Origin of the sequence: Streptosporangium sp. NPDC051023, assembly GCF_040689595.1 — a bacterium.
Lineage (GTDB): Bacteria > Actinomycetota > Actinomycetes > Streptosporangiales > Streptosporangiaceae > Streptosporangium.
The window spans coordinates 1-9,668 of the sequence record NZ_JBFBCE010000155.1 but is presented as its reverse complement, the minus strand read 5'-3'; the positions used below and the strand labels follow the sequence as shown (position 1 = coordinate 9,668).

5 protein-coding genes and 1 pseudogene are annotated in these 9,668 nt (G+C 66.2%); all 6 read right to left on the bottom strand.

Going from position 1 to position 9,668, the window contains the following annotated elements:
- Positions 1-91: 91 nt before the first annotated feature.
- Positions 92-1,285 carry an elongation factor Tu gene (gene tuf / locus AB0395_RS46570; protein WP_366294298.1) on the bottom strand — a complete coding sequence of 398 codons (1,194 nt, stop codon included), beginning with the start codon at positions 1,283-1,285 and terminating at the stop codon, positions 92-94.
- A 229-nt stretch (positions 1,286-1,514) separates the two neighbouring features.
- Entirely contained in the window at positions 1,515-3,614 is a 2,100-nt protein-coding gene (gene fusA, locus AB0395_RS46565) for an elongation factor G (RefSeq protein ID WP_366294296.1), read from the bottom strand.
- 36 nt (positions 3,615-3,650) lie between these two features.
- Positions 3,651-4,121, bottom strand: a complete 471-nt coding sequence (gene rpsG, locus AB0395_RS46560; protein WP_355594210.1) for a 30S ribosomal protein S7 — start codon at positions 4,119-4,121, stop codon at positions 3,651-3,653.
- A 2-nt stretch (positions 4,122-4,123) separates the two neighbouring features.
- Positions 4,124-4,495 carry a 30S ribosomal protein S12 gene (gene rpsL / locus AB0395_RS46555; RefSeq protein WP_012887826.1) on the bottom strand — a complete coding sequence of 124 codons (372 nt, stop codon included), beginning with the start codon at positions 4,493-4,495 and terminating at the stop codon, positions 4,124-4,126.
- 557 nt (positions 4,496-5,052) lie between these two features.
- Positions 5,053-8,940, bottom strand: a complete 3,888-nt coding sequence (locus tag AB0395_RS46550) for a DNA-directed RNA polymerase subunit beta' (protein ID WP_366294292.1) — start codon at positions 8,938-8,940, stop codon at positions 5,053-5,055.
- A 27-nt stretch (positions 8,941-8,967) separates the two neighbouring features.
- Positions 8,968-9,668, bottom strand: a pseudogene (locus AB0395_RS46545) (DNA-directed RNA polymerase subunit beta); the annotation flags it as partial.

Here is a 9,668-nt window from a genome sequence, read left to right as displayed (position 1 = left end):
CAGGACACGGCCGTCTACGTGGTCGACGCCCCCGAGGGCGGACTGGCGGCCTGCGGGATCGGCCTCATCTTCGACCGGCTCCGCGATCGTATTACTTGAGGATCTTGGTAACGCGACCCGCGCCGACGGTGCGGCCACCCTCACGGATGGCGAACTTGAGACCGTCCTCCATCGCGATGGGCTGGATCAGCGAGACGTTCATCTCGGTGTTGTCACCGGGCATGACCATCTCGGTGCCCTCGGGCAGGTTCACAACACCGGTCACGTCAGTCGTACGGAAGTAGAACTGCGGACGGTAGTTGTTGAAGAACGGCGTGTGGCGGCCGCCCTCGTCCTTGCTCAGGATGTAGACCTGGGCCTCGAACTCGGTGTGCGGGGTGGTCGTGCCCGGCTTGATGATGCACTGGCCGCGCTCGACGTCCTCACGCTTGATGCCGCGCAGGAGCAGACCGACGTTGTCACCGGCCTGGCCCTCGTCGAGCAGCTTGCGGAACATCTCGACACCGGTGACCGTGGTGGTGGTCTTGGTGTCCTTGATGCCGATGATGTCGACGGTCTCGTTGACCTTGACGACACCGCGCTCGATACGGCCGGTGACGACGGTGCCACGACCGGTGATCGAGAAGACGTCCTCGATCGGCATGAGGAACGGCTTGTCGGTCTCACGAGCCGGCTGCGGGACGTTCTCGTCCACCGCGGTCATGAGCTCGATGATGCTGTCGCCCCACTTCTCGTCGCCCTCGAGCGCCTTCAGCGCCGAGACGCGGACGACCGGCAGGTCGTCGCCGGGGAACTCCTGAGCCGAGAGAAGCTCACGGACCTCGAGCTCGACGAGCTCCAGGATCTCCTCGTCGTCCACCATGTCGGCCTTGTTCAGGGCGACCACGATGTAGGGAACGCCGACCTGGCGGGCCAGGAGGACGTGCTCCTTCGTCTGCGGCATCGGACCGTCGGTGGCGGCGACCACGAGGATCGCGCCGTCCATCTGAGCCGCACCGGTGATCATGTTCTTCACGTAGTCAGCGTGACCGGGGCAGTCCACGTGGGCGTAGTGGCGCTGCTCGGTCTGGTACTCGACGTGCGCGATGGAGATCGTGATACCACGAGCCTTCTCCTCGGGCGCCTTGTCGATCTTGTCGAACGGGGTCGCCTCGTTGAGGGTCGGGTAACGCTCGTGGAGCACCTTGGTGATCGCCGCGGTCAGAGTGGTCTTGCCGTGGTCGATGTGCCCAATGGTGCCGATGTTTACGTGCGGCTTGGTCCGCTCGAACTTGGCCTTGGCCACTGCTCTGTCTCCTTAGAGATTCTGACTTGACTTGCGTCTTTTCACTCGGGCTTGGGGGGCCGCTCCCAGAGGGACCGGCCGGTGAGAACCTCGCCCGCACACCCTCGACGACGGGCGGCGATCCTCTCGCCGCCCCTCATCGAACCGGGTGCCGGACTTACTCGTCCCGCACCCCTCGGTCGCGGGGCGGCGATCTCCTCGCCGCCCCTCACCGAAACGGATGCCGGACTTACTCGCCCCGCACCTTCGCGACGATCTCCTTGGCGATGTGCGCAGGCACTTCCGCATAGGAGTCGAACTGCATGCTGTAGCTCGCGCGTCCCTGCGTCTTGCTACGGAGGTCACCCACGTAGCCGAACATCTCAGAGAGCGGCACGAGCGCGTTGACGACGCGGTTTCCACCGCGTTCGTCCATCGACTGGATCTGTCCGCGACGACCGTTGAGGTCACCGATGACGTCACCCATGTAGTCCTCGGGCGTGGTGACCTCGACGGCCATCATCGGCTCCAGGATTACGGCGTCCGCCTTGCGCGCGGCCTCCTTGAAGGCCATCGAGCCAGCGATCTTGAAGGCCATTTCGGACGAGTCCACCTCGTGGTAGGCGCCGTCCTGCAGGGTGACCTTGACCCCGACCATGGGGTAACCGGCGAGAACACCGAACTCGGCGGCCTCCTGGGCGCCCGCGTCGACCGAGGGGATGTACTCCCTGGGGATGCGGCCGCCGGAGACCTTGTTCTCGAACTCGTAGCCGTCGTTGCCTTCGCCCAGCGGCTCGATGTCGATGATGACCTTCGCGAACTGACCCGATCCACCGGTCTGCTTCTTGTGGACGTAGTCGACCTTCTCCACCTTGCGGCGGATGGTCTCGCGGTAGGCCACCTGCGGGCGGCCGACGTTGGCCTCGACCTTGAACTCGCGGCGCATCCGGTCGACGAGGATCTCCAGGTGGAGCTCGCCCATACCCCAGATGACCGTCTGCCCGGTCTCCTCGTCACGACGGACCTGGAAGGACGGGTCCTCCTCGGCCAGACGCTGGATCGCGGTGCCCAGCTTCTCCTGGTCGCCCTTGGTCTTGGGCTCGATCGCGACGTTGATGACCGGAGCCGGGAAGTTCATCGACTCCAGGACGACCGGCTTGGCCGGGTCGGCCAGGGTGTCACCGGTCGTGGTGTCCTTCAGACCCATGACGGCGACGATCTGACCGGCGACCGCCGACGGGCGCTCCTCGCGCTTGTTGGCGTGCATCTGGTAGATCTTGCCGATCCGCTCCTTGCGGCCCTTCACCGAGTTGACCACGGCGGTGCCGGTCTCGAGCGTGCCCGAGTAGATGCGGATGTAGGTGAGACGACCCAGGTGCTGGTCACTCATGATCTTGAACGCCAGAGCGGAGAAGGGCTCGTTCACGTCGGCGTGACGCTCGATGACCTCGTCCTCGTTGCCGACCGCGTGGCCCTTGAAGGCCGGGATGTCGATCGGAGCGGGGAGGTAGGCGACGATCGCGTCGAGCAGAGGCTGGACGCCCTTGTTCTTGAACGCGGTGCCGGTCAGGACCGGGTTGATGGCGCTGCTCAGCGTCGCGCGGCGGATGGCCGCGACCAGCTGCTCCTCGGTGGGCTCGACGCCCTCGAGGAAGAGCTCCATCAGCTCGTCGTCGTTCTCGGCGACGGTCTCGACGAGCTTGTCACGCCACTCGCGGGCGGCCTCGGCGTGCTCGGCCGGGATGTCCACGGTCTCGTACATCTCGCCCTTGGCCGCCTCGGCGCTCCAGAGCAGGCCCTTCATCTTCACCAGGTCGATGACGCCCTTGAAGTCGGCCTCGACGCCCCAGGGAAGCTGGACGACCGCGGGGGTCGCGTGCAGGCGGCTGACCATCATGTCGACGCAGCGGTGGAACTCCGCGCCGACGCGGTCCATCTTGTTGACGAAGCAGATGCGGGGCACGCCGTAACGGTCGGCCTGACGCCACACCGTCTCGGACTGCGGCTCCACACCGGCCACGCCGTCGAACACGGCGACGGCACCGTCGAGGACGCGGAGCGAGCGCTCCACCTCGATCGTGAAGTCCACGTGACCCGGGGTGTCGATGATGTTGATCGTGTGGCCGAGCCACTCGCAGGTCGTAGCAGCGGAGGTGATGGTGATACCACGCTCCTGCTCCTGCTCCATCCAGTCCATCGTGGCTGCGCCCTCGTGGACTTCACCGATCTTGTAGTTGATACCGGTGTAGAACAGGATGCGCTCGGTCGTCGTGGTCTTGCCCGCGTCGATGTGGGCCATGATGCCGATGTTTCGGACCTTGGCCAGGTCAAGAGCGGTCGTGGTGGCCACTTCTCTCGCGTCCTCGTCGTCTCGTCGAACCCGCTGTTACCAGCGGTAGTGGGCGAAGGCCTTGTTGGACTCGGCCATCTTGTGGGTGTCCTCGCGCTTCTTGACACTGGCGCCGAGGCCGTTGCTGGCGTCGAGCAGTTCGTTCATGAGGCGCTCGGTCATGGTCTTCTCGCGGCGGGCGCGGGAGTACTGCACCAGCCAGCGCAGGGCCAGGGTGGTGCTGCGCGCGGCGCGCACCTCAACCGGGACCTGGTAGGTCGCGCCACCGACACGGCGGCTGCGGACCTCAAGAGTGGGCTTGACGTTGTCCAGTGCCCGCTTCAGGGTGACGACCGGGTCGTTGCCGGTCTTGTCCCTGGCACCCTCAAGGGCGCCGTACACGATGGACTGGGCGATGGAGCGCTTGCCGTCCAGGAGCACCTTGTTGATGAGGGCGGTGACCAGGGGCGAGTTGTGGACCGGGTCAGCCATGAGCTGACGACGGCCAGGAGAACCCTTGCGAGGCATTCTTACTTCTCCTTCTTCGCGCCGTAACGGCTACGGGCCTGCTTGCGGTTACGGACACCCTGGGTGTCCAGCGAACCACGGATGATCTTGTAGCGAACACCCGGCAGGTCCTTCACACGACCACCGCGAACGAGCACGATGGAGTGCTCCTGAAGGTTGTGACCGACGCCCGGGATGTAGGCCGTGACCTCGATACCGTTGGTGAGCCGGACACGCGCGACCTTGCGGAGCGCAGAGTTCGGCTTCTTGGGGGTCGTGGTGTAAACGCGCATGCAGGTGCCGCGTCGCTGAGGGCTGGCCTTGAGCGCCGGGGTCTTGGTCTTGGTGACCTTGTCCTGGCGGCCCTTGCGGACCAGCTGCTGAATCGTAGGCACCGCGTCTCCGTTCGTGCTTGCCGGTGATTCGAATTTTGTTGCTTTTGCAGGCGCTGCCGGTGTCATGACCTGCGGTTTTTCCGTCCACTCCGACCCACGCGCTCGGGCGTGTCGCGCACGTGTCGCGCCACTCTCCCTGGCAGGCCGCTCCGGTGGAGGAAGCCACGCGGCGCCTCTGTCAACTCCCCGACGGGAAACCTGTCGACGCGCACGCATGAGAGCCCATGAAGCCACGGGCACGAACGGAAAGACTACCCAGTCCAACGCAACACGTCAAAACGGTTGCGCTCTCCGGCCGCCGCTATGAGCGCCCGTGTTCGTGTCGCGACTCCGCGGCCGATTTCCAGCCGACCGCTGTTGGGTCCAACACAAGTTTACCCGTCCGGAGGGACTTCTCCGGCCGTTCCCACCATAGGCGTACGGCTTTCCCCGCAACATTCCGGTCAAGAAGATCGGCGAAGGAGCCCGAAACGCGACGGCGCCCGGCCCCCTCTCGGGGACCGGGCGCCGTCGTCGATCATCGGGCGGGAAGACCGGACAGGCCTCCGCCCGCCGGCCTAGCGGTTGTACTGCCCGAAGTCGTACTCCTCCAGCGGCACGGCCTCACCCGAGCCGGAGCCGAAGGTGTAGTCGGCCGCGGAGCCGTCGTAGCCGCCGACGGTGTACATCGCGGCCTTCGCCTCCTCGGTGGGCTCGACCCGGATGTTGCGGTACTGCGGCATGCCGGTACCGGCCGGGATGAGCTTTCCGATGATGACGTTCTCCTTGAGACCGAGCAGCGAGTCCGACTTGGCGTGGATCGCCGCGTCGGTGAGCACTCGGGTCGTCTCCTGGAAGGACGCCGCGGACAGCCAGGACTCGGTGGCGAGCGATGCCTTGGTGATGCCCATCAGCACCGGACGCCCCGAGGCCGGGGTGCCGCCCTCGGCCACGCACTCGCGGTTGATCCGCTCGAAGCGCGGCCGCTCGACGAGCTCACCGGGCAGCATGTCGGCGTCGCCGGACTCCAGCACGTTGACGCGCTTGAGCATCTGCCTGACGATGATCTCGATGTGCTTGTCGTGGATCGACACACCCTGCGAGCGGTAGACCTGCTGGACCTCGGCCACCAGGTGCAGCTGCACGGCCCTCGGGCCGAGGATGCGCAGCACCTCGTTGGGGTTGACGGCACCGGCGATCAGCTGCTGGCCGACCGTGACCCGCTGCCCGTCGGAGACCAGCATGCGGGACCGCATGGACACCGGGTAGGCGATCTCCTCGGAACCGTCGTCCGGGACGATCACGATCTTCCGGGTCTTGTCGGTCTCGTCGACGCGGACCCGGCCCTCGGCCTCGCTGATCGGGGCGACACCCTTGGGGACGCGCGCCTCGAAGAGCTCCTGGACACGGGGCAGACCGTGGGTGATGTCGGCGCCCGCCACACCACCGGTGTGGAAGGTCCGCATCGTCAGCTGGGTGCCGGGCTCACCGATCGACTGGGCGGCGATGATGCCGACCGCCTCGCCGACGTCGACAAGCTTGCCGGTCGCCAGCGAACGGCCGTAGCAGGTGGCGCAGACACCGATCTTGGCCTCGCAGACGAGAGCGCTGCGGGTCCTGACGGTCTCGATCCCGGCCTCGACCAGCGCGGTGACGTGGATGTCGCTGATGTCGACGCCCTCGCTCGCGATGACCTTGCCGTCCACCTCGACGTCCTCGGCCAGGATGCGGCCGTGCACGTTGCTCTCGGCGTTCTCCGCCTTGACCAGGTTGCCCTGGGCGTCGCGCTCGCCGACGTGCAGCGGAACGGCGCGGTCGGTGCCGCAGTCGATCTCGCGGACGATGACGTCCTGCGCGACGTCCACCAGACGACGGGTCAGGTAACCCGAGTCGGCGGTCCGCAGCGCGGTGTCGGCCAGACCCTTCCGCTGTCCGTGGGTGGAGATGAAGTACTCCAGCACCGACAGGCCCTCGCGGAACGAGGCCTTGATCGGACGCGGGATCGTCTCACCCTTGGTGTTGGACACCAGACCGCGGATGCCGGAGATCTGCCGGACCTGCATCAGGTTTCCTCGGGCGCCCGACTGGACCATCATCCAGACCGGGTTGGTCTTCGGGAACGCCTTCTGCATGTCGTCGGTCACGTCACTGGTCGCGTGCGTCCAGATCTCGATGAGCTCCTGACGGCGCTCCTCGTCGGTGATGAGACCGCGCTCGTACTCGCGCTGGACCTTGTCGGCCCTGCGCTCGTACGTCTCCATGATCGCGGCCTTGTTCGGCGGCGCGATGACGTCCTCGATGGAGATCGTCACACCGGCCCTGGTCGCCCAGTAGAAGCCCGCGTCCTTGAGCGCGTCGAGCGCGGCGGCGACCTCGACCTTGGGGTACTTCTCCGCCAGCTCGTTGACGATCGCGGACAGCTGCTTCTTGCCGACCTGGGAGTTGACGTACGGGTAGTTCGCAGGCAGCGTCTGGTTGAACAGGCAACGGCCCAGCGTGGTCTCCAGGCGGTAGCTGTCGCCCTGCTCCCAGCCCTCGGGAGCGGCCCAGCCGCGGGGCGGCGGGACGTCGCCCTTCATCCGGATCTGGATCTTGGCCTGGATGTCCAGCTCGCGCCGGTCGTAGGCCATGAGCGCCTCGGAGACCGAGCCGAAGACCCTGCCCTGGCCCGGAGCGTCCTCGTCGTCGTCCTTGAGCGTGGTCAGGGAGTACAGACCGATGATCATGTCCTGGGTGGGCATGGTCACCGGCTTGCCGTCGGCCGGCTTCAGGATGTTGTTGGTGGACAACATCAGGATGCGGGCCTCGGCCTGCGCCTCCGCCGACAGCGGCAGGTGCACGGCCATCTGGTCACCGTCGAAGTCCGCGTTGAACGCGGTGCAGACGAGCGGGTGGATCTGGATGGCCTTGCCCTCGACCAGCTGCGGCTCGAAGGCCTGGATGCCCAGGCGGTGCAGCGTCGGCGCGCGGTTGAGCAGCACGGGGTGCTCGGTGATGACCTCTTCGAGGACGTCCCACACGACCGGACGCGCGCGCTCGACCATCCGCTTGGCCGACTTGATGTTCTGCGCGTGGTTCAGGTCGACCAGGCGCTTCATCACGAACGGCTTGAAGAGCTCCAGCGCCATCTGCTTGGGCAGACCGCACTGGTGCAGCTTCAGCTGCGGGCCGACGACGATGACCGAACGGCCCGAGTAGTCGACTCGCTTGCCCAGCAGGTTCTGGCGGAACCGGCCCTGCTTGCCCTTCAGCATGTCGCTGAGGGACTTCAGGGGACGGTTGCCAGGGCCGGTGACCGGACGACCGCGGCGGCCGTTGTCGAACAGGGCGTCGACGGCCTCCTGGAGCATCCGCTTCTCGTTGTTCACGATGATCTCGGGCGCGCCGAGGTCGAGAAGACGCTTGAGGCGGTTGTTCCGGTTGATCACACGGCGGTACAGGTCGTTCAGGTCCGAGGTGGCGAACCGGCCACCGTCGAGCTGAACCATGGGGCGCAGGTCCGGCGGGATGACCGGGATGCAGTCCAGCACCATGCCGTTGGGCGAGTTGCGAGTGTTCAGGAACGCGGAGACGACCTTGAGACGCTTGAGCGCGCGGGCCTTCTTCTGGCCCTTGCCGCTGCGGATCGTCTCGCGGAGGTTCTCGGCCTCGAGGTCGAGGTCGAAGTTGGTCAGACGCTCCTGGATGGCCTGGGCGCCCATGCCTCCGCGGAAGTAGCGGCCGAAACGGTCGCGCATCTCGCGGTAGAGCAGTTCGTCGCCCTCGAGGTCCTGGACCTTGAGGTTCTTGAAGCGGCTCCAGACCTCGTCGAGCCGGTCCAGCTCACGCTGGGCCCGGTCACGGAGCTGGCGCATCTCGCGCTCGGCGCCCTCACGGACCTTGCGGCGCTGGTCGCCCTTGGCGCCCGCGGCCTCAAGCTCGGCCAGGTCGGTCTCGAGCTTCTTCTGCCTGGCCTCGATGTCGGCGTCACGGCGCTGCTCGACGTGCTGGCGCTCGACCGAGATCTTCGCCTCGAGCGACGGCAGGTCACGCTCGCGCATTTCCTTGTCGACGTGCGTGATCATGTAGGCCGCGAAGTAGATGACCTTCTCGAGGTCCTTCGGGGCCAGGTCGAGCAGGTATCCCAGCCGGGACGGGACACCCTTGAAGTACCAGATGTGCGTGACGGGCGCGGCCAGCTCAATGTGGCCCATCCGCTCACGACGCACCTTGGCGCGGGTCACCTCGACGCCACAGCGCTCACAGATGATGCCCTTGAAGCGGACGCGCTTGTACTTGCCGCAGTAGCACTCCCAGTCCCGGGTCGGACCGAAGATCTTCTCGCAGAAGAGTCCGTCCTTCTCGGGCTTGAGGGTCCGGTAGTTGATGGTCTCGGGCTTCTTGACCTCACCGTGCGACCACTGGCGGATGTCGTCAGCCGTCGCGAGGCCGATCCGAAGCTCGTCGAAGAAGTTGACGTCCAGCACTTGTTATTCCCCTCCTCAGCTTCTAGATCAGACCTCTTCGACGCTGCTCGGCTCGCGCCGAGACAGGTCGATGCCGAGCTCCTCCGCGGCGCGGAAGACGTCCTCGTCGGTGTCGCGCATCTCGATGGACATGCCGTCGCTGGAGAGCACCTCGACGTTCAGGCACAGCGACTGCATTTCCTTGATGAGGACCTTGAAGGACTCGGGAATGCCCGGCTCCGGGATGTTCTCGCCCTTGACGATCGCCTCGTAGACCTTCACCCGGCCCAGGACGTCGTCGGACTTGATCGTCAGCAGCTCCTGGAGGGCGTAGGCGGCGCCGTAGGCCTCCAGGGCCCACACCTCCATCTCACCGAAGCGCTGGCCACCGAACTGGGCCTTACCGCCGAGCGGCTGCTGGGTGATCATGGAGTACGGGCCGGTCGAGCGCGCGTGGATCTTGTCGTCGACCAGGTGGAGCAGCTTCAGGATGTAGATGTAGCCGACCGAGATCGGGTGCGGGAACGGCTCGCCGGAACGCCCGTCGAAGAGGCGGGCCTTTCCGTTCGGGCCGACCATGCGGCCACCGTCCCTGTTCACCAGGGTGTTGTCGAGCAGCCCGATGATCTCTTCCTCGTTCGCGCCGTCGAAGACCGGGGTGGCCATGTTGGTGCGCGGGTCGACCTCGGCGAAGCCCTTGTCGCGCAGCCGCTCGGCCCAGGCCTCCTCGACGCCGGAGATGTCCCAGC

What these genes read in the sequence shown, in the direction of transcription:
- rpsG (WP_355594210.1), bottom strand. Translation starts at nt 4,121, where the DNA reads ATGCCTCGCAAGGGTTCTCCTGGCCGTCGTCAGCTCATGGCTGACCCG.